Here is a 20,346-nt window from a genome sequence, read left to right on the forward strand (position 1 = left end):
AAGGTCGAGATGCTGATGCGTTTCAAGGAAAGCCCCGAACCGCCACCGCCCGGCGTCGACGCGGCCGAGCTCGCCGAGAAGGTCATGCATGCCAGCCTGATCGTGGGCGACACCCGGATCATGGCCTCCGATGGCTGCGGCACCGGCACTACCAGCTTCACGGGCGTGTCGCTCTCGCTCCAGATGCCGAACGTCGCCGAGGCCGAGCGTGTGTTCGCGGCACTCGGCGAAGGCGGGAGCGTGCAGATGCCGCTCACCCCGACCTTCTTCTCCGCCGGGTTCGGCATGGTCGCCGACCGGTTCGGGGTCAACTGGATGGTGGTCGCCGACCCGGTCGACTGACCGGGGCTCCCTTCACCTGCCAGCACATATCGGGCCTGCCGGGCTGGCCTTGCCTGGAGACATGCCATGCGCTTCATGATGCTGATGATCCCGAAGGGCTACGAGACCGCCCAGCCCGGTGAGATGCCGAGCGCGGACGCCGTGGCGGCGATGATGCGCTACAACGCCGAACTGCAGGAGGCCGGCATCCTGCGCGGCCTGGAGGGGCTGCACCCGCCGTCCGCCGGCGCACGCGTCACCTTCGCCGGCGGCAGCCCCGCGGTGATCGACGGGCCGGACATCGCCAGCAGCGAGACGCTGGGCGGCTACTGGATGATCGAGGTCCCGTCCAAGGACGAGGCGATCGCCTGGGCCAAGCGCTGTCCGGCCGGGGAGAACGAGGTGATCGAGATCCGCCAGATCCAGGAAATGGAAGACTTTCCCGCGGACGTGCAAGCGGCGGCAGCGGGCTTCACCGAGATGCAGGCAGCAGCCCAGGCCGGCCGATGAGCTGGGACGGGCGCCAGCTGGCGCCCGTCCGGTTCCGGATCAGCCGGGCAGCGTGCTGTCCACGCCCTGGACGAAATACATCATCTTCAGGAGGTCGGCGTCGCTGATCACGGTGCCTTCCGGGACCACCACCTCGCCGGCCTGGTTCTTGACCTCGCCCTGGAAGGGATGCGTGGTCTTGTTCTTGATCTCGCTGACCAGCTGGTCGAGTTCCGCCTGGACGTCGGCCGGCACCGCCTTGTTCCAAGGGGTCAGCACCACCGATTCCTCGGCGAGCCCGCCCCAGTAGTCTTCCGACTGCCAGGAGCCATCCATGACGCGCTGAGCGGTCTTGATGTAGTAGGACGCCCAGTCGTCGACCACCGAGGTCAGGCAGCGCTCCGGGCCGAACCGGCCCATGTCGGAGGCTTGGCCGATGCACCATACGCCACGCTTCTCGGCCGCCTGCACCGGTGCCGGGCTGTCCGTGTGCTGAACGATGAAGTCACAGCCCTGGTCCATCAGCGCGTTGGCGGCCTCGGCCTCCTTGCCCGGGTCGTACCAGCTGTTGACCCAGACCACCTTGGTGGTGACGTCCGGGATCACCCGCTGGGCGCCCAGCGTGAAGGCGTTGATGCCCATGATGTTCTCGGGGATCGGGAACGAGCCGATATAGCCGATGGTCTTCTTCTGACTCATCCGCCCGGCCAGATGGCCCGACACGTAGCGGCCCTCGTAGAAGCGGGCATTGTAGATGCCGACGTTCTTCGCGGTCTGGAAGCCGGTCGCGTGCTCGAAGATCGTGTCGGGGAACTGCTTGGCGACGTTGATCACCGCCTGCATGAAGCCGAAGCTGGTGGCGAAGATCAGCTTGTTGCCGGCCTGGGCCATCTGGCGCAGCACCCGCTCGGCATCGGCCCCTTCCGGCACGCTCTCCACATAGGAGGTCTGCACCTTGTCGCCGAACTCCCGCTCGACGGCGAGGCGGCCCTGGTCGTGCTGGTAGGACCAGCCGAGGTCGCCGATCGGACCCACATACATGAAGGCGATCTTGAGCGGCCCCCCGTCCTGGGCGCGGGCACCCTTCAGGCCACCGAGAAGAAACGGCGCGGCCAGCCCGCCGCCCACCAACGTTCGACGATCGATCATGCTGCACTCCATTGCGGCCCGGCGATACGCAGGCCCCATCCCACCCCTGCGGCGACGTCACAACGGAATTGGCAGGCGGTCAACCTCGTACGATGATGCTTCGTCCACGCCCCCGCCAGCCGCGATGGTGAAGCCTGGGGCATCGCCCGGACCTACAGCTAGTCTCCACCTCCGCCACTGTCGCCGCTGAAATCGTCCCAGCACCATTCGCCGGAGCCTGCCGAGCCATTCCTGGCGCAGGCCCGGGGTCGCTTGCCGAACCTCTTCCGGCCGCAGGTGGTGCACCTGACGGCAGGGATGAACTCGTTGTTGCGCCAGCGGGAAGCATCCCTCCAGGCATGCTTGCAGAAGTAGGGCCGCAGGAAGGAAGGCAAGGAGAAGGACATGAGGCCTCCTTGTCTGGACGAAACCATCCTACCAGCACCTAAAGGAACACCACCATCCAGACGCTCGAGAAGACGACCGCCCGGGTATCAGTGTCTCCAGAGAACGACAGGAGCCGCGCATGAGCACCGGCCCTGGACCCGCCAGACAGGCGGCCATGGATGCACTCGACGCTCCCCAGACCAACGTGGTGGCGGCCTGTTCCGACGCCTAGCCCGACTTCGAGGTCTGGGCGGTGGGCACGCTGCGGGCCGGGCTTTGCCATCGCCAACATCTGGGCAGCGGGCTGACGCGGCCCGAGCCGGTCCGACCGGAACGGCGCAACCTCCGGCCGGTGCGGCGGTTGCGGGGACATGGCCCAACTTCCTGGATGCCGCTCATGAACTGGTCGATGCCACGTTTCGGCCGCCGCCGCCTGGCCTCCGTGGCCGGAACCGCTGCCGCCTTCGTCGCCTGCGCCTGCGGCCGCTCCCACGCGATGCAGCCCGCAGCGGAGGGCCAGCCGGTGACCGGGGAGGAGGTGACGCCCGGCACCGGCATGCTAGCCACCGGCGCCGACCTCCTGCAGAGCAAGGGGCCGGTGAACGACATCGACATGTACCTGAACGGGTTCCATTTCTATGCCGACGACCTGGGCCGGCAGATCGAGGCGCATCACTACTGCACGCACGTCACGGAAGACTTCATTCAGTGCCTGATCTATGACGGCAACCGCTCCGGTGCCCGTCTGATCGGCATCGAGTACATCGTCAGCGAGCGCGTGTTCCTGACCCTGCCGGAGGAGGAGAAGCGCCTCTGGCACAGCCATCGCCACGAGACGCTCTCGGGCACGCTGGTGATGCCGAGCATCCCGGAAACGGTTGAGAACATGGCCATCGCCAAGCTGGTCACGACCTATGGCAAGACCTGGCACACCTGGCAGATCGATCGCGATTCCGAACTGCCGCTGGGCATTCCGCAGCTCATGATGGCCTTCACGGCGGACGGCCAGCTCCGCAGGGAGATGGTCGAGGCGCGCGACCGGGCACTGGAGATCAGCACGGCGGAAACCAGGGCCGGCCGTGAAGAGATGGCAAAGGACGCCCCGCCGGTCCGGCCCGGCGCCGATGCCTGGCAGGGCGGCCAGACCGTGCAGCTGGAGCTCGGCCAGAAGCCGGTCCAGAACCTGCCCGGCTGAGCGGCGGAGCGCGCGCCGGGCAGGTGCCAGATAGGCAGTCTAGCAGGCCTGAGCGGTCGGCTTGGTCTCGATCTTCACCCCGAGAAAGTCGAGGTTGAAGGTCACCGAGGTCACCAGGACATAGTAGAAGGAGTTGCTGTTGTTGATGGTCGCTTGGCTGATCGAGGTCGACGAGGCGATCCGCACGGCATCGACCACCCCGGACGCGCTGGTGACCTTGGCCATGACCACCGGAGCGCTGAACGGGTTGCTGCCGCTCGCATAGGTCTTGCGCACGAGCCGTGCCTCGATGGCGTCGCTGGCATTGACGTCACGATAGACCAGGCTCAGCCGGCACACCTTCACGCCGCTCGGAAACGATACGGGCGCGAAGAAGCGCGAGTTGGGCATGATCGTCTTGAGCGTACCGGCCTGCTCCTCCTCCAGATAGCCGCCGGGCGCCGGGCAGGGACAATGGGTGCCAAAGCCCATGGCCGAGATGGCGATGGTCTCCGCCTGTGCCGCGGGCGGTGCGGCTGCAGACAGTACCAGTCCGACCATCAGGGCGAGCAGACCAAGACCGAGGCGCTTCATGACGGGTTCCTTTCCTGTCGCGGGGGCCGTGCCGACCGTCGGTCGGCCGGGCTGCGCCGGTTCTGGCCGGCCGCCGGCCAAGGGCTGGCGGCGCGCGCGACGGCGGCCCGGAGCACGACCGTCGGCAACGGAGCGATTGCTCCGGCCGCCGGTCGCCGCCCTGGTCTCGCAGGCGCGATGGCATATCGGGGTGCAGCAGGATCTTCTTGCAGCGATTTGTGCCGGGCGTCTGTGCTCCAGATCACCCGGAAAACGCGGGTCGCCTCACACCCGGCCGGCCAGGACCTCGTCCAGCCAGTCGGTACGCATCTCCGGGACCGAGCGGATCAGCTTGCCGGTATAGTCGTGGAAGGGCGGCGCCATCACCTGGTCCTTCCCGCCGCTGTCGACCACCCTGCCCCGCTGCATCACCACGACCTCATGCGCGATCGCCCGCACCGTCGCCAGGTCATGGGTGATGAACAGATAGGAGAGGCCGCTTTCCTCCTGCAGGCGCAGGAGCAGGTTCAGGATCTCGTCCGCGACCAGCGGGTCCAGGGCGGAGGTGACCTCGTCGCAGATGATCAGCTCGGGCTCGGCCGCGAGTGCGCGGGCGATGCAGATGCGCTGCTTCTGCCCGCCCGACAGTTCACCTGGGAACCGGTCGGCAAAATGGGCGGGCAGCTCGATCCGGGCCAGCAGTTCCTTGACCCGGCGGCGCAGCGCATCGCCGTGCATGCCGAGATAGAAGGCGAGCGGCCGGCCGATGATCTCCCGCACGGTCTGGCGCGGATTCACCGCGACGTCCGGCATCTGGTAGATGAGCTGCAGCCGGCGGCGATGGTCCTTGCTCCGGCCGGCCAGATCGTTGCTCAGCACCTCGCCGCCGAAGCGGACCTGGCCGCTGCGTGGCGGCAGGAGGCCGGTGATCACCCGGGCGAGCGTGCTCTTGCCGCTGCCGCTCTCGCCGACCACCGCCACGGTCGCGGCGCGCTCGACCCGCAGCGACACGTCGAACAGGACCTGCTGCGCGCCATAGGCGGCATCGACCCGGTCCACCGCCAGCACCACCGACCGCTCATGGCCACCGTGGCGCTCGTGCGCGCCGCGGCGCACGCTCACCAGCGCCCTGGTATAGTCCTGTCGAGGCTGCTCCAGGATCTGCCGGGTCTCGCCCAGTTCCACCGCAGCACCATGGCGCAGCACGAGGATCCGGTCGGCCATCTGTGCCACCACGGCCAGGTCGTGGGTCACGTAGAGGGCGGCGGCGCCCTGCTCGCGGATCGCACGGCGCATCGCCGCCAGCACCTCGATCTGGGTGGTGACGTCCAGCGCGGTGGTCGGCTCGTCGAATACCACGAGGTCGGGCCGGGTGATCAGCGCCATCACGGTCATGGCGCGCTGGAGCTGACCACCCGAGACCTGGTGCGGGTAGCGCTGGCCGAAGCGCTCCGGGTCCGGCAGGCCCAGCTTGCCGAACAGCTCGACCGCGAACCGCTCCGCTTCGGCACGTGGGCCCAGGCCATGGCGGCGATGGACCTCGCAGATCTGGTCGAGCAGCCGGTGCGCGGGGTTGAAGGCGGCAGCCGCGCTCTGGGCGACATAGGCGACCCGGCGGCCACGGATGTCGAGCAGCTGCCCGACCGGCGCGCCCACCAGTTCCTGCCCGTCCAGCCGGACGCTGCCGCCGGCGAAGTGGCAGCCGGGGCGGACATAGCCCAGAGCCGCCAGACCGATGGTGGACTTGCCGGCACCGGATTCGCCGATCAGGCCCAGCACCTGGCCGCGGTCCACCTCCAGGGACACGCCCTTGACGATCTCGACGCTGTTGCCGTCGACATCGGTGCCATCGATCCGGAGATCCTCGATCTGCAGCAGCATGGCGTCAGCCCCGGCGAGAGCGGCGGGAGGCCTGGTCGAGCAGGAAGTCGACCACGAGGTTCACCGAGATGGTGAGCAGCGCGATGCAGCCGGCCGGCAGGAGCGGTGCCGGCAGGCCGAAGGCGATCGCCTGGGCGTTGTCCTTCACCATCCCGCCCCAGTCGGCGGCCGGCGGCTGGATGCCCAGGCCCAGGAAGGAGAGCGCGCTGATGAGCAGGAAGGAGAAGCAGAAGCGCACGCCGAACTCAGCGAGCAGCATGGGCAGGGCATTGGGCAGGATCTCCTTGCGTGCGATCCACCAGATCCCCTCGCCGCGCAGCTTGGCCGCCTCGACGAACTCCATGACGTTCAGGTCGACCGCCACCGCTCGGGCCAGGCGGAACACCCTGGTCCCGTCGATGAAGGCCAGGGTCAGCACCAGCACCGGCAGGGAACTGCCCATCACCGAGAGCACCAGTAGTGCGAGGATCAGGGCCGGGAACGACATGAACACGTCGACGACCCGCGAGGCCGCCTGGTCGGCCCAGCCGCCGGCGATGGCTGCCAGAAAGCCGCAGACGGAGCCCACGGTGAAGGACAGGACCGTGATCACCAGCGCCAGGCCGATCGAGCGCTGGGCGCCGTAGAGCAGCCGGCTCAGCATGTCGCGACCCAGCGTGTCGGTGCCGAGCGGAAAGCCCACAGTCCCGATCGGCTGCCAGACATCGGCCACCGGCTCGGCCTCCGGATAGGGCGCCAGCCAAGGGCCGAATGCCGCCAGGAAGGCGAACAGGAACACCAGCAGGAGACCCAGCCGGGTGATCCACGGCATCCGCCGCAGCAGCAGCGCGACGCTCATCGCGGATGCCGCAGGCGCGGGTTGGCCAGGATCGAGACGATGTCCGCCAGCATGTTCAGCCCGACATAGGTGATCGCGAACACGATGGCGCAGGCCTGGATCAGCGGGATGTCGCGCTTGGACACGGCATCCACCATGAGCTGGCCCATGCCGGGGTAGACGAACACCACCTCGACCAGGATCACGCCGACCACCAGGAAGGCCAGGTTCAGCACCACGACATTGGCGATCGGGCCGATCGCGTTGGGCAAAGCGTGGCGGAAGATGATCGCGCGGCGCGGCGTGCCCTTCAGCTCGGCCATCTCGATATACGGGGCAGAGAGTACCTGCACGACCGCCGCCCGGGTCATGCGCATCATGTGGCCGGTCGTCACCAGCGTGAGCGTGAGGGCCGGCAAGGCGATCGCCCAGAGCTTCTGGCCGAAGCCGGCGCTGGGCGAGATGCGCGAGATCGCCGGGAACCAGCCGAGCTGCACGGCGAAGACATAGACCAGCAGGTAGCCGATGAAGAATTCCGGCATGGAGATCGCGGCCAGCGTGGCGGCGGAGGTGGTCTTGTCGAAGGTCCGGTCGCGCCAAAGGGCCGAGAGCAGGCCCAGCCCGATCGCCAGCGGCACCGCGATCACCGCGGCGGTCGCGGCCAGGAACAGGGTGGCCTGCAGCCGCGGCAAGAGGACGGTGACGATCGGCCGGCCGGAGGCCAGTGAATTGCCGAAGTCGCCCACCAGCACGCCGCTGAACCAGCGCCAATAACGGACGATCGCCGGGTCGCCCAGGTTCAGCTTGGCGCGAATCGCCGCCACCGCTTCCGGGGTAGCGCTCTGTCCCAGGATCACCTCGGCCAGGTCGCCCGGCAGGAGCTCGGTGCCGATGAACACCAGCACCGAGACCGCGAACAGGGTGAGGAGGCCCAGGAGCAGCCGCTTGCCGATCAGGCGCCAGAGATCAGCCATCGAGCCAGACGCGCTCGGGTGCCCGCATGCCGCACAGGCCGAGCTGCGGGGTCAGCTCGAAATTCTGCACCCCGGCGGTGGTGGCATCGACGAAGTCGTTGAACATCGGGATGAGCTCGCCGCCATCCTCGTTGATCATCCGCTGGAGCTCGGCATACATCTGCGCACGCTTTGGCCGGTCGAGCTCGGCGCGGGCCTGGACCAGCAACTTGTCGAATTCCGGCCGGAACCAGTAGGACTCGTTCCATGCCGCCTTCGAATGGTAGGCGATGCTCATCATCATATCGGCGGTGGGCCGCCCGCCCCAGAAGGTGAAGCAGAACGGCTTCTTCATCCAGACATCGTTCCAGTAGCCATCGGCCGGCTCGCGGATGACGTCGATGTTGATGCCGGCCGCGGCCGCGTGCTGCTGGTAGAGGACGGCTGCATCCACCGCCCCGGCGAACGGCGCATCGGAGGTCGAGAACGGGATCTTCTCGCCGCCATAGCCGGCCTTCTTCATGTGGAACTTCGCCTTGTCCGGATCATAGGTCCGCTGCGGCAGGTCGGTGGCGAAGAAGGGATCGGTCACCGGGATCGGCTGGTCGTTGCCGACCCGGCCCAGGCCCCGCAGGATCTTGGCCAGGATGTCCTCGCGGTTGGCGGCGTATTTCAGCCCCAGCCGAAAGTCGTTGTTGTCGAACGGGGCCGTGTCGCAGCGCATCACCATGGAATAATGGCCGCCGCCGGCAGCGCGGTGGATGGTGACGCCGGGCATCTTGCTCAGCAGGTCGACCGTCTTCGGGTCGACCCGCTCCATGATCTGGATCTGCCCGGTCTGCAGGGCGGCCGTGCGCGCGGCCGGATCGGCGATGCCGACGATCTCCACGCTGTCGAGGTTGGCGCGGCCGGTCTTGAAATAGTTCTCGTTGCGCTCGCCGAAGATCCGCACGCCCGGGTCGAACTCGGTGATCTTGTAGCCACCGGTGCCGATGCCGGACGCCGGGTCGGAATCCTTCTGCATGATGACGAGGTGGTAGTCGGTCATGAGATAGGGCAGGTCCGCGTTGCCCTCCTCGAGTTCCACCACGACCACGTGCTTGCCGTCGGCCCGGAGGTCCTTCACCTGGGTCATGATGCCAGCGGCACCGGACTGGCTGTCCTCGCCGCGGCTCTGGTTCAGGGTCCAGATGACGTCCTCGGCATCCAGCTCCTTGCCGTCGTGGAAAGTGACGCCCTTGCGCAGGTTGAAGCGCCAGGTCTTCGCGTCCGGCGACGGCTCCCAGCTCTCGGCCAGCTCCGGCACGGCCGAGCCGTCCGTGCCGTACTCGACCAGGCAGTTGCCCCACATGAAGCTGGTGAGCTGGTGGATCGAGGCGGTCGCCAGCAGCGGGTTCAGCGTATCGGTGGTGGCCCCGCCGGTGGCACCGATCGCGACCGTGCCGCCCTTCTTCGGCTCGCCCTGCGCACGCGCCATGCCGGGCAGCATGGCACCGATGGCGGCACCGGCCCCCAGCATCGCCGTAAGCTTGCCGAAGCCGCGCCGGTCCAGCCCGCCCCGCCGCAAAGCCCGGTCATACCCGCTGAAGGCACTCATTCTCGTTTCCCCCTCATCCGAGCGCCCGGCGGCGCGATATTCATTCTCAGTAATGGACTGTCCCCGGCGGCAGGTCAGCCTTCCATCCAGACGCGCTCGGGTGCCCGCATGCCGGCAAGACCGTATTGCGGGCTCAGTTCGAAATTCTTCACCTGCTCCGTGGCGGCATCCACGAAGTCATTGAACATCGGGATGAGCGCGCCGCCATCGTCGCGGATCATCGACTGGAGCTCGGCATACATCTCGGTGCGCTTGGCCGGGTCGAGCTCGGCACGGGCCTCCAGCAGGATCTTGTCGAAGTCCGGGCGGCGCCAGAACGTGTCGTTCCAGGCCGCGTCCGACTTGTAGGCCACCGTCAGCATCAGGTCGGCGGTGGGCCGCCCGCCCCAGTAGGATACGGAAAACGGCTTCTTCATCCAGACATCGTTCCAGTAGCCGTCCGAGGGCTCGCGGATCACGTCGATGGTGATGCCGGCCTTGGCCGCGTGCTGCTGGTAGAGGACCGCCGTGTCGACCGCGCCGGAGAAGGCGGCGTCCGAGGTCGAGAGCGGGATCGCCTCGCCGCCATAGCCGGCCTTCTTCATGTGGAACTTCGCCTTGTCCGGGTCGTAGACCCGCTGCTCCAGGTTCTTGGCGAAGAAGGGATCGCCGGACGGGATCGGGTGGTCGTTGCCGACCTTGCCCAGGCCACGCAGCACCTTGTCGACGATGTCCGCACGGTCGGCCGCGTATTTCAGACCCAGGCGGAAATCGACATTGTCGAAGGGTGCCGTGTCGCAGCGCATCAGCAAGGGATAATGGCCGCCGCCGGCGGCGCGATGGATGGCGACGCCGGGAGCGCGGCTGAGCAGTTCCACCGTCTTCGGGTCGACCCGCTCCATCACGTTGATCTGGCCGGTCTGCAATGCTGCGGTGCGCGCTGCCGGATCGTTGATGGCCACCAGCTCCACGGTGGCGCAGTTGCCGCGCCCGGGCTTGAAATAGTTCTCGTTGAGCTCGCCGAAGACCCGCACCCCCGGATCATATTCCGTGATCTTGTAGGGGCCGGTGCCGATGCCTGCGGTCAGCTCCGAATCCTTGGGCATGATCAGCAGGTGATAGTCGGTCAGCAGATAAGGCAGGTCGGCATTGCCGGAATCGAGCGTGATGATCACTGCGTGGCTGCCGTCCGCCTTCAGGTCGGTGACGGAGGTCATGTAGCCGGCAGCACCCGATTCGGTGTTCTCGCCCCGGTGCAGGTTGAGCGACCAGACCACGTCCTCGGCGGTCAGTTCCTTGCCGTCGTGAAAGGTGACACCCTTGCGGATGTTGAACTTCCAGGTCTTCGCGTCCGACGACGGCTCCCAGCTCTCGGCCAGTTCCGGCACGGCCGAGCCATCGGAGCCGTACTCGACCAGGCAGTTGCCCCACATGAAGTTGGTGGCGGCATGGAGCGAGGAGGTCGAGGGCAGCGGGTTCAGCGTGTCGGTGGTGGCCCCGCCAGTGATGCCGATGGCGAGATCCCCGCCCTTCTTCGGCTCCTCCTGCGCCCGTGCCATGCTGGGCAACAGGGCACCCAGCGAAGCGCCGGCCCCCAGCATCGCGGCGAGCCTGCCGAAGCCCCGCCGGTCGAGCGCACCCTGGCGGAGAAGGCGGTCATAGCTGTCGAAGCGGCTCATCTCATTCTCCCCGGGGGCGCACTATGGTTGGCGGGCGGTTAGCGCAGTTCGCGATACTCCGGCTGCTCCTTGTCCAGCATCGCCATCAGGGCGGCGAAATGCCGGTCGTGGTGGCCGACGTCGCCGTCCCAGGCGGCCTGGGTCACCTGGACGACCTCGTCGGACAGGAGCTTCAACTTCTGGTTGCGGCCTTCCGCCAGGACCTGCAGTTCGGCGGCCCGCTCCAAATAATAGAGCCAGGAGAAGGCCTGGCCGATGGAGGTGCCGGTCACGATCGGCCCGTGGCTGGCGAGCAGGGCCACTGGCCGGCCGGCCATGACCGAAGCGATCCGGTCGCCTTCCTGGGCATGGTTGCCCATGCCGTTATAGTTCTCGTCGTAGCCGATCCGGTCGTGGAACAGGCAGTAGGTCTGGCTGATCGGCAGGAGCCGACCGCCCTCGCAGCAGGCGATCGCGGTCGTGTAGGGCATGTGGGTGTGCATCACCGCCCGGGCATGGGCGTAGCGGCGGTGCACGGCGCGGTGGATGTGGAAGGCGGTCGCCTCGACCACGCCCTCCCCGTCCAGGACATTGCCGTCACCATCGATCAGCAGCACGTCGGCAGCGGTCAGCATCGACCAGTGCTTGCCGTAGCCGTTGATCAGGAAGCGGTCGTCGTCCAGCGCGAAGCTGAAATGATTGTCGATCGCCTCGTTGAAGCCGAACTTCGCGGCGAGCCGGAGGGCTGCGGCCAGCTCGATCCGGTGCCTGCGGACGTCCGCCGCGTCACCGAGCTGCGCGACCTTGCGGTTTTCGGCCGGCACCGGCGTCTCCTCCTCGCTGGATCATTTCTAGTGACCTTACGGGTTTTGAACGCCCGATCAATTGCGATGCGGACAGGCGCCATCGTCAAGGCGACATTGTCGGCCTACAAGCCAAGCTTGATGATCGGACCGGGCTGTCCACCCGCCAGCCGCCGCTCAGCCCGGCACCAACGCCACGGAGCGTTCGTCGAAGGTCACCCAGGCCTCGGCACCCTGGGGGATCATCGTCCCTCCGGCCGGCACCGTCGCGAACAGATGCCCGACCGGGCCGTCCAGCTCGTATTCCAGATGGCTGCCCAGATAGATCGCGTGGCTGACGCTCATCCGGTTGGCCGCCTCGACCGGCTCCGGATGGACCCGGATCGCGTGCGGGCGCACCGCAAGGGTGGCGGCACCCGGCGGCAGGGCGCGGCCCGGCAACTCCAGCGTCGAGCTCCCGACCCGGACCGTGGCGCGGCCCCCATCGATCCGGGCGATCTCCGCGGCCAGGAGGTTGGCATCGCCGATGAAGTCGGCGACGAAGCGCGAGGCAGGTTCCTCGTACAGTTCGCGCGGCGTGCCGGCCTGGGCGATTACCGCCTGGTTCATGACGATGATCCGGTCGGAGACGGCCAGGGCCTCCTCCTGGTCATGGGTGACATAAATCGAGGTGATGCCCAGGCGCTGCTGCAGGTCGCGCAACTCCTCGCGAACCTTGCGGCGCAGCTTGGTGTCGAGATTGGACAGGGGCTCGTCGAACAGGAGCACCTGGGGCTCCAGCACGATGGCACGCGCCACCGCGACCCGCTGCTGCTGGCCGCCGGAAAGCTCGGCCGGCAGGCGCTCGCCATAGCCGGCGAGGCCCACCGTGGCGAGCGCCGCCTCGGCACGCTCGCGCACCTCAGCCTTGGGCCGCCGCGTCACCGACAGGCCGTAGCCGACATTCTCCAGTACGGTCATGTGCGGGAACAGGGCGTAGGACTGGAACACCATGGCGACGTCCCGGGCGGTCGCCGGCAGGTGGGTGACATCCTGGTCCTCGATGAAGATCCGCCCGCCGGTGGCCAGCTCCAGGCCGGCGATCATGCGCAGCGTCGTGGTCTTGCCGCAACCCGACGGGCCCAGGAGGGTCACCAGCGTGCCGGCCTCGACCGCGAAGCTGACGTCGCGCACGGCGACCACCTTGCCGTAGGCCTTGGTGACGTTCTCGAACCGGACGCTGGCGACGCTCACGAAGCTGCTCCCACGGGTGCTGCCACCGGCACGGCGCTGCGGCGGCCGAGCCGCCGCTGGCCGACCAGAAGCTGGAAGATGCCGATCACCACCAGCATGACCAGGATCAGGACCGAGCTGTAGGCCACGGCGATGCCGTACTCGCCGTTCTCGACCCGGCCCAGGATGTAGGTGGTGGCCATCTCGTAATTGGCGGAAACCAGGAACACGACGGCACTGATCGCGGTCATGGCGCGCACGAAGCTGTAGACCAGTGCCGCTAGGATGGCCGGGCGGAGCAGCGGCAGGACGATCCGGCGCATGGTGGTGAAGCTGGACGCGCGCAGCGTCAGGGACGCCTCGTCCAGGCTCTTGTCGAGCTGGCTCATCGACGCGATTCCGGCGCGCACGCCCACCGGCATGTTCCGGAACACGAACGAGATCACCAGGATGATGCCGGTGCCGGTGATCTCGATGGGCGGCACGTTGAACGCCAGGATGTAGGCGATGCCAATCACCGTGCCGGGAATGGCGAAGCTCAGCATGGTGCCGAATTCGAAGGCCCGCTTGAAGCCGAACTCCTGGCGCACCAGCAGCCAGGCGGTGAGCAGGCCGATGGCGGCCGTCGGCACCGCCGCGGTCAGGGCGATGGCAATCGTGGTGGAGAAACTGTTCCAGGCGGTGCCGGACCAGACGATGCCGTGCTCGCCCGTCGTGACGCCGAAGGCGGCGATCATGTGGCGCAGGGTCGGCGTGTAGTCGCGCCCCCAGAACTCGACCAGCCCACCCACCAGGATCAGCGCGTAGAGCGCAATGGTGAGCACCGCCCACGGGATCGTCACCGCGTAGAGGGTGTAGCGCAGGCCCGGGACCAGCTGGAGCGGGACGCCGGAATCGCCCTTGCCGGTGACGGTCGTGTAGTTGCGCCGGCCCAGCCAGCGCTGCTGCGCCCAGAAGGCCAGGAGCGTGAAGGCCAAGAGGATCAGCGCCATCAGCGCGGCGCGCGACGGCTCGTGCTGGGCGCCCACCATGGCGAAGAAGATCTCGGTGGCGAGCACGTCGAAGTCGCCGCTGAGCACCAAGGGGTTGCCGAAATCGGCCAGGCTCTCGATGAACCCGAGCAGGAAGGCATTGGCCAGGCCCGGGCGCATCAGCGGCAGCGACACCGTCTTGAACGTGGTCCAGCCATCGGCGCGCAGCGTCTGCGCAGCCTCCTCCATGGACGGGCTCACCCCCTCGACCACACCGATCAGCACCAGGAAGGCGATGGGGGTGAAGGCCAGCGTCTGGGCGAACCAGACGCCGGGCAGGCCATAGATCCAGCGCCCGGGCTCGATGCCGAACATGGTGGCCACGAACTGGGTCACCGTGCCGTTGCGGCCGAACAGCAGGATGATGGCGAGGCCGATCACGAAGGGCGGGGTGATGATCGGCAGCACCGTCAGCACCCGGAGCGAGCGCTTGAACGGGAACGGCGTGCGGGTCGCGATCAGGGCGAAGGCTAGGCCCAGTAGCGTCGTGGACAGGCCGGTCAGGACCGCCAGCAGCAGCGAGTTCCAGGCGACCCCGCAGCGCACGGTCGAATAGGTGCAGGCCAGCCCCCAGATCCGGGCGTCGAAGAACTGGTCGGCGAACTGGTCCGGCACGAAGGCCCGGGCCAGGATCATGCCGACCGGCACGAACACGAACAGGCCGACGACGGCGACCACCAAGCCGATCGAACCGGCGACGAACCGGTCGCCCTTGACCAGACCGCGCCCCGCCAGCCCGTTGGTCAGGGTGAACAGGAAGGACAATGCCACCAGCACCGCCCCTGCCCCCATCCCGTACTGGCGGGAGCGGTCCGGGACGAACGGCGCCAGCCAGGCGGCCGGGCCGCGATGGTTGACCGCGAGCCCCTGGATCGCGAGCCAAGCGATCCCGAGCAAACCTGCCAGCACCAGGAGATTGGCGCGGCGTGCCGGGTCCATCCCCTGCCGCAGCGCCAGCAGCGGCAGGAGCAGCGGGACGAGCAGCGGCAGGAGCCAGACCCGGCCGAGCCACAGCCCCTGGGCCAGGCCCGACGCATAGTCCCGGTCGGTGAACAGCCCGGCATTCAGCCAGGCGAACGAGAAGAAGCCGTCGTCCTGGGCATACCAGGGCAGCAGGACGAAGCCGCACCAGCCAACCAGAAGCCAGGCGACGAGGGGTCGGTCGTGGTGCGGCTGCATGGATTCGTCAGCGGGGCAGTGACGAGACTTCGTCGTCCCACCGCTTGAGGAGACGGGCCCGCTCCTCTGAGCTGCCATACTTGGCGAAGTCGTAGTCGATCAGCTTGATCTCGGACAGCTTCGGGCTCTCCGGGGGCGGCTCGGCATTCTTGTTGGACGGAACCTGGTAGGACTTCGCCAGGCGGGCCTTCTCCTGCACGTCCGGCCGGAGCGCGAAGTCGTAGAACTGCTCCGCCTCCTCGATGTTGCGGGCACCGGCGATGATGCTCATCGAGCCGATCTCGTAGCCGGTGCCTTCGCAGGGGCTGACCACCTCGATCGGCGCGCCCGTGGCCTTCATGGTCACCGCGTCGTGCTGGAACACGATGCCGACCATGGTCTCGCCTTGCGCTGCCGCCTTGATCGGCGCGGAGCCGGACTTGGTGTACTGGTTGATGTTGGCATGCAGGGCCTTGAGATAGTCGAAGCCCTCCTCCTCGCCCATCAGCTGCACGAAGGTGGCGAGTGCCGTATAGGCCGTGCCCGAGCTGTTCGGGTTGGCCATCTGGATCTCGCCCTTGAACTCGGGCTTGATCAGGTCGGCCCAGCACTTGGGGGCTTCCAGGCCCTTCTGGGCGAGCAGCTCGGTGTTGTAGCCAAAGCCCAGCGCACCGGCATAGATGCCGACGGTCCGCCCGCCCGATGCCTGGTACTGGGCGAGCGCCCAATCCTGCAGGTCGGCGTTGGCCGGGGATTCATAGACCTCGGTCAGCCCCTCCTCGGCGGCCTGGAGATGCGGATCACCGGTGCCGCCCCACCACACGTCGCCCTTGGGATTGTCCGCCTCGCTCTTGACCTGCGCATAGGTCTCGCCGGAGCTCTTGCGGGTCATCGCCACGGAGATCCCGGTCTCCTTCTCGAACTCCGTCGTCATGAGCTGGCACCAGGCCTCGTCGACGACGCAGTAGAGGGTGAGCCTGCCGGCAGCGCCGGCCGGCAACGTCCAGGCGCCGATCAGCGCTGCGGCACAGCTGGCGGTCAACAACGCGCTACGCATTTCCCGAGCCTCCCGCGGGCCCGGTTCTGCCGGCCGGCCCGTCACGTTCCAATGCTGGGCATGACAGTTTCGTGACGAGCCGTTTCCGTCAAGCCGGAGCACACCAGCCTAGGCATTCAAACCTGCGGCCGGTCCCGGTCGGCGGCGACCTTCTCGGCGGTGAGCAGCGCCGGATCCTTGGCCGGCGGCTGGGCCGGGGCCACCGGCTCGTCCTCGTCCTTCATGTTGCGCTTGAACGCCTTGATCCCCTGGGCAACGTCACCCGCCACCTTGGGCAGCTTGCCGGCGCCGAAGATCAGCACGACGATCACCAGCAGCACCAGCATTTCCCAGATACCCAGGCTCAAGGCCCACACTCCCCGCTCTATGGCTGCCCTCCTATATGGCCGGGCCGGAGGCAGAGCCAAGACTGATCCTGTTCGCCGCTGCCGAAGTCGCGCTAGGGTCGGGCCGACGGTTCGGCATCCTTGCAAGGAGCGGGGCGATGGAACGGACAGGACGCCGGGGACGCACCAGGGAGCCGCGCCAGGAGCACGTGGCCGCCGGCACGGCCAGCCAGCTCCGCCGTATCCTGCCGCCGATCGAGCCCTGGCCTGCCGATCGGGTCGCCGCCGTGCACGAGGCGGCGCTGCGGCTGCTTGAGGATGCCGGGATCGAGTTCCTGAGCCCGGCCGCGCGCAGCCGCTGGCGGGCGGCACGCGCCACGGTCGACGAGGCCAGTGCGGTGGTGCGCATCCCGCGCGAGCTGGTCATGGACGCCCTGGCGTCGGCCCCTTCCAGTTACCGTCTGCATGGACGCAATCCTGCGCGGAACCTGGTGATCGGCGAGAACGCGGTGGCGTTCGGCCTGGTCTCCGGCCCGCCCACCGTGGAGGACCGGGTCCACGGGCGCCGACCCGGCAACCTCGCCGACTACCGGCTGCTGGTGCGGCTCGCCCAGAGCTTTTCGATCGTCAACTATCTGGGCAACCAGCCGGTACCGCCCACCGAGCTGCCGGCCGAGAGCCGGCACCTGGACGCCTGTCTCGCCAACATCCAGGAGGGCGACAAGCCCTGGGGCTGCAGCGCCATCGGCGCGGAACGGGCCAGGGATTCGGTGGCGATGGCAGCGATTGCCCGGGGGCTCAGCCTGGACGAGGCGATGACGGCACCCGGCTGCAGCACGGTCGTCAACGCCAACAGCCCCAGGCGCTTCGACGGGCCGATGTGCGACGGGCTGATGGCGATGGCCGAGCTGGCCCATCCGGTGGTGGTGACACCCTTCACCCTGATGGGGGCGATGGCGCCGGTCAGCCTGACCGCGGCGCTGATCCAGCAGCATGCCGAGGCTCTGGCGGGGCTCACCCTGGTCCAGCTCACCCGCAAGGGCGCACCCATGGCCTATGGCGCCTTCACCTCCAATGTCGACCTGAAGAGCGGTGCCCCGGCGTTCGGCACGCCGGAGAACGTCAAGGCAACGCTGATCGCCGGCCAGCTCGCTCGCCATGTCGGCCTGCCCTACCGAGCCTCCAATGCCTCGGCCTCGGTGGCGCTCGACGCGCAGGCGGCCTACGAATCGCTATTCTCCCTGTTCGCCGCGGTCATGGGCGGGGCCAACATGGTCTACCATGCGGTCGGTTGGATGGAGGGCGGGCTGGTCGCCTCGTTCGAGAAGATCGTGCTGGACTGCGAGCTGGTCCAGGGCATCGCCGAGATCGCCGCGGGCGTGGAGGAAGAGGATGTCGAGGCGGCACTGGCCGCCATCCTGGAGACCCCGGCGGGCGGCCATTTCTTCGGCACGGAAACCACCATGGCCCGCTACCAGCGCGCCTTCTACCTGCCGATCCTGTCCGACTGGCGCAACTTCCAGCAGTGGAGTGCGGCCGGTGCACCCGACGCGGCGGCGCGTGCCACCCGGATCTGGCAGGAGCGCTTGGCCGGCTTCGAGCCGCCGCCCCTGGACCAGGCAATCGCCGAGGCGCTCGACGAGTTCGTTCAGCGCCGCAAGGCCGAGATCGCCCAGGGCGTGCTGCGCCCGGCCTGAAGCCCTGCCGGCGCTTCGGCAAACCCGCTAGAACGCCCGGGCACGGACCCGCAGCCAGGAGGACGCCATGCGCCGGGTGGACGCGTTTGCCCGCGAGGTCGAGGAGTGGGAGAACATCTTCATCCCGCTCGAGGACGGCACCAGGCTGGCTGCCCGGGTCTGGCTGCCGAAGGACGCGGCGGCAGCGCCGGTACCGGCGATCCTGGAGTACCTGCCCTACCGCAAGCGCGACGGGACGGTGCATCGCGATGCCCTCACCCATCCCTATCTGGCCGGGCACGGCTATGCCTGCCTGCGGGTGGACATGCGCGGCAATGGCGACAGTGACGGCATCATGGAGGGTGAATACCTTCCTCAGGAGCAGGACGACGCGCTGGAGGTGATCGCCTGGATCCGCCAGCAGCCCTGGTGCACCGGCCGGGTCGGGATGATCGGGATCTCCTGGGGCGGGTTCAATGGGCTGCAGGTCGCCTGGCACCAGCCGGAGGGGCTGGATGCGGTGATCTCGCTCTGCTCCACCGACGACCGCTATGCCGACGACATCCACTTCAAGGGTGGCTGCCTGCTCTGCGAGCAGCTGGGCTGGTCCTCGACCATGCTGGCCTACAGCTCGCGGTCAGCGGACCCGGCCATCGTCGGTGAGCAGTGGCGCGTGCAGTGGCTGGAGCGGCTGGAGCGGGAGCCTCATCTTGCGTCGGTCTGGATGGAGCACCTGACCCGCGACGCGTTCTGGAAGCACGGCTCGATCTGCGAGGACTACGGCCGGATCCGGACTGCGGTCATGCTCGTAGGCGCCTGGGCGGACAGCTATCACGACCCGGTGCCACGCATGCTCACCCACCTGAAGGCGCCCAGGCAGGCGATCATCGGGCCGTGGGTGCACAAATACCCCCATTTCGCGGTTCCGGGTCCGCGGATCGGCTTCCTCCAGGAGGCAGTGCGCTTCTACGACCGCTACCTGAAGGACGTGGACAACGGTGCCGACCAGGCGCCGGCACTGCGCGCCTATCTGATGGACGGCGTGCCACCGGCGACCCAATACGAGCATCGTCCGGGGCGCTGGGTGGCGGAACCAGACTGGCCCTCGCCGAGGATCACGACCGTGCCCCTGCATCTGGGACGGGGCCGGCTCACTGACGCGCCGGAACCGGTGGAGCCAATGTCGATCTGCTCCCCCCACACGGTGGGCCAGGCGGCCGGCGAGTACTGCCCGATCTGGCTGGGCCCAGAACTGCCTGGTGACCAGCGCATCGACGATGGCGGCTCGCTCCTGTTCGACGGCCAGATCCTGGCCGACGACCTCACGATCCTGGGCGGGCCGGTGCTGGAGGTAACTTTCCAGAGCGACCGGCCGCAGGCCAACCTCGCCGTACGCCTGTGCGATGTGGCCCCGAACGGCGCCTCGGCGCGGGTGACCTATGGCGTCCTCAACCTCTGCCACCACACGAGCCACGAGCACCCGGAGAAGCTGGTGCCCCGGCAGCGTTACCGGGCCCGGATCGAGCTGGACGAGGTCGGCTACCGCTTTTCGGCCGGGCACCGGCTGCGGCTCGCGGTCTCGACCGCCTACTGGCCGCTGATCTGGCCGTCACCCGAGAACGCCACCGTCACGTTAGAGCTTGAGGAGTGCCGCCTGCTACTGCCGGTCCGGCCGCCGTGCGCCCACGACCCGGCACCCTCCTTCGCCGAGCCGGAGGCGGCGGCACCGCTGGAGGAGATCGTCCACCGTCCGGCCACCAACCGCCGCCTGACCACGATCGATGCCGGCACCGGAATCCAGCGCCTGGAGATCCTGGACGATTTCGGCGAGTTCGAGATCGTGGCGCACGGGCTGGTCACCGGCAGCGTCGGCCGGGAATGGTACGAGATCCACCCCGACGACCCGCTCTCCGCCAAGATGCGTACGCACTGGACCGAGACCTCCCGGCGCGGCGACTGGTCCGTACGCACCGAGAGCTTCGCCAGCATGCATGCCGACCAGACCCATTTCCACCTGACCGCCCGGGTGGAAGCCTATGAGGGCGATCGGCTGGTGTTCGAAAAGGACTGGACGACCAGCCACGAGCGCGGCTGCGTCTGACGCCGGCCCCCAAGGACAGGGGGCC

General features: G+C 68.1%; 17 protein-coding genes. 5 read left to right on the forward strand and 12 right to left on the reverse strand.

The window, feature by feature from the left end:
• Both VNS22_RS06485 and VNS22_RS06490 read left to right on the forward strand, forming a co-directional pair.
• Nucleotides 1-342, forward strand: a 342-nt coding sequence (locus VNS22_RS06485; protein ID WP_325730777.1) for a VOC family protein, incomplete at its 5' end; no start/stop codon positions are given.
• A 66-nt stretch (nucleotides 343-408) separates the two neighbouring features.
• Complete coding sequence (locus VNS22_RS06490; RefSeq protein WP_325730779.1) at nucleotides 409-831, forward strand: YciI family protein; 423 nt, start codon at nucleotides 409-411, stop codon at nucleotides 829-831.
• Between the two features lie 39 nt (nucleotides 832-870).
• Here VNS22_RS06490 and VNS22_RS06495 read toward each other — a convergent pair whose 3' ends face one another.
• Complete coding sequence (locus tag VNS22_RS06495) at nucleotides 871-1,959, reverse strand: BMP family ABC transporter substrate-binding protein (protein ID WP_325730781.1); 1,089 nt, start codon at nucleotides 1,957-1,959, stop codon at nucleotides 871-873.
• Nucleotides 1,960-2,722: 763 nt separating this feature from the next.
• Between VNS22_RS06495 and VNS22_RS06500 the strand changes: the two genes are divergently transcribed.
• The gene (locus tag VNS22_RS06500; RefSeq protein WP_325730783.1) at nucleotides 2,723-3,520 is read left to right on the forward strand and encodes an OBAP family protein; all 798 of its coding nucleotides are present in this window, start codon (nucleotides 2,723-2,725) and stop codon (nucleotides 3,518-3,520) included.
• 39 nt (nucleotides 3,521-3,559) lie between these two features.
• On the opposite strand, the gene VNS22_RS06505 is transcribed toward VNS22_RS06500, so the two are convergent.
• The 11 genes from VNS22_RS06505 to tatA all read right to left on the reverse strand — a co-directional run bounded on the left by VNS22_RS06505 (nucleotide 3,560) and on the right by tatA (nucleotide 16,565).
• On the reverse strand, nucleotides 3,560-4,093 hold the full coding sequence (locus tag VNS22_RS06505) for a hypothetical protein (RefSeq protein ID WP_325730784.1): 534 nt from the start codon (nucleotides 4,091-4,093) through the stop codon (nucleotides 3,560-3,562).
• 264 nt (nucleotides 4,094-4,357) lie between these two features.
• Nucleotides 4,358-5,953 (reverse strand): ABC transporter ATP-binding protein, encoded by a 1,596-nt coding sequence (locus tag VNS22_RS06510; RefSeq protein WP_325730786.1) that lies wholly within the window; start codon nucleotides 5,951-5,953, stop codon nucleotides 4,358-4,360.
• Between the two features lie 4 nt (nucleotides 5,954-5,957).
• Nucleotides 5,958-6,791, reverse strand: coding sequence for an ABC transporter permease (locus VNS22_RS06515; protein WP_325730788.1), 834 nt, complete (start codon nucleotides 6,789-6,791; stop codon nucleotides 5,958-5,960).
• A complete protein-coding gene (locus tag VNS22_RS06520) occupies nucleotides 6,788-7,744 on the reverse strand; it encodes an ABC transporter permease (RefSeq protein ID WP_325730789.1) in 957 nt (318 codons plus the stop codon). Before VNS22_RS06520 ends, VNS22_RS06515 begins: the two co-directional genes overlap by 4 nt.
• Complete coding sequence (locus tag VNS22_RS06525) at nucleotides 7,737-9,320, reverse strand: ABC transporter substrate-binding protein (RefSeq protein WP_325730790.1); 1,584 nt, start codon at nucleotides 9,318-9,320, stop codon at nucleotides 7,737-7,739. Before VNS22_RS06525 ends, VNS22_RS06520 begins: the two co-directional genes overlap by 8 nt.
• A gap of 74 nt (nucleotides 9,321-9,394) precedes the next feature.
• Complete coding sequence (locus VNS22_RS06530; RefSeq protein WP_325730792.1) at nucleotides 9,395-10,978, reverse strand: ABC transporter substrate-binding protein; 1,584 nt, start codon at nucleotides 10,976-10,978, stop codon at nucleotides 9,395-9,397.
• Nucleotides 10,979-11,016: 38 nt separating this feature from the next.
• Complete coding sequence (locus VNS22_RS06535; RefSeq protein WP_325730794.1) at nucleotides 11,017-11,781, reverse strand: class II aldolase/adducin family protein; 765 nt, start codon at nucleotides 11,779-11,781, stop codon at nucleotides 11,017-11,019.
• 156 nt (nucleotides 11,782-11,937) lie between these two features.
• Entirely contained in the window at nucleotides 11,938-12,993 is a 1,056-nt protein-coding gene (locus tag VNS22_RS06540; RefSeq protein WP_325730796.1) for an ABC transporter ATP-binding protein, read from the reverse strand.
• Nucleotides 12,990-15,182 carry an iron ABC transporter permease gene (locus VNS22_RS06545; protein ID WP_325730798.1) on the reverse strand — a complete coding sequence of 731 codons (2,193 nt, stop codon included), beginning with the start codon at nucleotides 15,180-15,182 and terminating at the stop codon, nucleotides 12,990-12,992. The genes VNS22_RS06540 and VNS22_RS06545 overlap by 4 nt, the downstream gene beginning before the upstream one ends.
• Nucleotides 15,183-15,189: 7 nt before the next feature.
• On the reverse strand, nucleotides 15,190-16,218 hold the full coding sequence (locus VNS22_RS06550) for an ABC transporter substrate-binding protein (protein ID WP_325730800.1): 1,029 nt from the start codon (nucleotides 16,216-16,218) through the stop codon (nucleotides 15,190-15,192).
• A gap of 116 nt (nucleotides 16,219-16,334) precedes the next feature.
• A complete protein-coding gene (gene tatA, locus VNS22_RS06555) occupies nucleotides 16,335-16,565 on the reverse strand; it encodes a twin-arginine translocase TatA/TatE family subunit (RefSeq protein ID WP_325730802.1) in 231 nt (76 codons plus the stop codon).
• 137 nt (nucleotides 16,566-16,702) lie between these two features.
• Here tatA and VNS22_RS06560 point away from each other — a divergent pair, with 137 nt between their 5' ends.
• Together VNS22_RS06560 and VNS22_RS06565 are read left to right on the forward strand one after the other, a co-directional pair.
• Entirely contained in the window at nucleotides 16,703-18,241 is a 1,539-nt protein-coding gene (locus tag VNS22_RS06560) for a trimethylamine methyltransferase family protein (RefSeq protein ID WP_325730804.1), read from the forward strand.
• A 67-nt stretch (nucleotides 18,242-18,308) separates the two neighbouring features.
• Nucleotides 18,309-20,321: a CocE/NonD family hydrolase gene (locus tag VNS22_RS06565; RefSeq protein ID WP_325730806.1), complete on the forward strand. Its 2,013-nt coding sequence runs from the start codon at nucleotides 18,309-18,311 to the stop codon at nucleotides 20,319-20,321.
• Nucleotides 20,322-20,346 lie beyond the last annotated feature (25 nt).

Origin of the sequence: Geminicoccus sp. (assembly GCF_035556675.1) — a bacterium.
Lineage (GTDB): Bacteria > Pseudomonadota > Alphaproteobacteria > Geminicoccales > Geminicoccaceae > Geminicoccus.

Excerpts from the sequence above, each read along its gene's own strand:
- VNS22_RS06490 (WP_325730779.1), top strand. The coding sequence starts at position 409 with ATGCGCTTCATGATGCTGATGATCCCGAAGGGCTACGAGACCGCCCAG.
- VNS22_RS06495 (WP_325730781.1), bottom strand. The coding sequence starts at position 1,959 with ATGATCGATCGTCGAACGTTGGTGGGCGGCGGGCTGGCCGCGCCGTTT.
- VNS22_RS06500 (WP_325730783.1), top strand. The coding sequence starts at position 2,723 with ATGAACTGGTCGATGCCACGTTTCGGCCGCCGCCGCCTGGCCTCCGTG.
- VNS22_RS06505 (WP_325730784.1), bottom strand. The coding sequence starts at position 4,093 with ATGAAGCGCCTCGGTCTTGGTCTGCTCGCCCTGATGGTCGGACTGGTA.
- VNS22_RS06510 (WP_325730786.1), bottom strand. The coding sequence starts at position 5,953 with ATGCTGCTGCAGATCGAGGATCTCCGGATCGATGGCACCGATGTCGAC.
- VNS22_RS06515 (WP_325730788.1), bottom strand. The coding sequence starts at position 6,791 with ATGAGCGTCGCGCTGCTGCTGCGGCGGATGCCGTGGATCACCCGGCTG.
- VNS22_RS06520 (WP_325730789.1), bottom strand. The coding sequence starts at position 7,744 with ATGGCTGATCTCTGGCGCCTGATCGGCAAGCGGCTGCTCCTGGGCCTC.
- VNS22_RS06525 (WP_325730790.1), bottom strand. The coding sequence starts at position 9,320 with ATGAGTGCCTTCAGCGGGTATGACCGGGCTTTGCGGCGGGGCGGGCTG.
- VNS22_RS06530 (WP_325730792.1), bottom strand. The coding sequence starts at position 10,978 with ATGAGCCGCTTCGACAGCTATGACCGCCTTCTCCGCCAGGGTGCGCTC.
- VNS22_RS06545 (WP_325730798.1), bottom strand. The coding sequence starts at position 15,182 with ATGCAGCCGCACCACGACCGACCCCTCGTCGCCTGGCTTCTGGTTGGC.
- VNS22_RS06550 (WP_325730800.1), bottom strand. The coding sequence starts at position 16,218 with ATGCGTAGCGCGTTGTTGACCGCCAGCTGTGCCGCAGCGCTGATCGGC.
- VNS22_RS06560 (WP_325730804.1), top strand. The coding sequence starts at position 16,703 with ATGGAACGGACAGGACGCCGGGGACGCACCAGGGAGCCGCGCCAGGAG.
- VNS22_RS06565 (WP_325730806.1), top strand. The coding sequence starts at position 18,309 with ATGCGCCGGGTGGACGCGTTTGCCCGCGAGGTCGAGGAGTGGGAGAAC.